This window comes from Bradyrhizobium semiaridum, assembly GCF_020329505.1.
GTDB classification, from domain to species: domain Bacteria; phylum Pseudomonadota; class Alphaproteobacteria; order Rhizobiales; family Xanthobacteraceae; genus Bradyrhizobium; species Bradyrhizobium semiaridum.
This window is the reverse complement of sequence record NZ_JAGKJJ010000107.1, coordinates 1-617: the sequence shown is the minus strand read 5'-3', so window position 1 is coordinate 617 and position 617 is coordinate 1. Positions and strand designations below refer to the sequence as shown.

Sequence of the window (617 nt, the reverse complement as noted above, 5' to 3'; positions counted from 1 at the left end):
GCCGAACAACAGTCCGATCCCGAACAGCAGCACGAGCCCCGCGGCGGCATGCTGATCATGCGCGGACTGGAATTCGCCGCCGCGGGGCTCGTGCTGCTGTTCGGGATCGGACTGTTGTTCGGCTACGTCGCGGCCGAGCGGGCGACGTGTCTTTAGGTACGGTCCCCGCGAGCGCGAAAGATAACCCGTCATCCTGAGAGGATGCGGAGCTTTGTCCTCACCCACCGCTGTCATCGCCCGGCCTGTGCGCAATTGCGCACGTGGACCGGGCGATCCAGTATTCCGGAGACAGTCGTTGTTGAGCCGATGGGCCGCGGCGTACTGGATCGCCCACAGAGGCGAATTCGTCCTCACCCCGTCACATAGCCCCGCAGCGCCGGCAGCAGGAAGATCGCGACGTTGATCGCGAAGCCGATGCTCCAGAGGATCGAGCGCAAGGTCGGGCGGTTGCCGATATAGGTGAAGACGTAGGCGATGCGCACGATCAGGAACAGCACGGCCAGCTCGTCGATCAGCCGCAGCGGGCCGACGCGGTATTCGGCGAGCAGCACCGCGAAGGCGAAGAACGGAAAGGCCTCCAGCCCGTTCTGGTGGGCGCCGAGCGCGCGCGAGCGGAT

The 617-nt window shown here is 65.6% G+C and carries 1 protein-coding gene; it reads right to left on the bottom strand.

Going from position 1 to position 617, the window contains the following annotated elements; genetic code table 11:
* Nucleotides 1–350 precede the first annotated feature (350 nt).
* A partial coding sequence (locus tag J6500_RS31705) for an MAPEG family protein (RefSeq protein WP_225716609.1) occupies nucleotides 351–617 on the bottom strand: 267 nt, incomplete at its 5' end.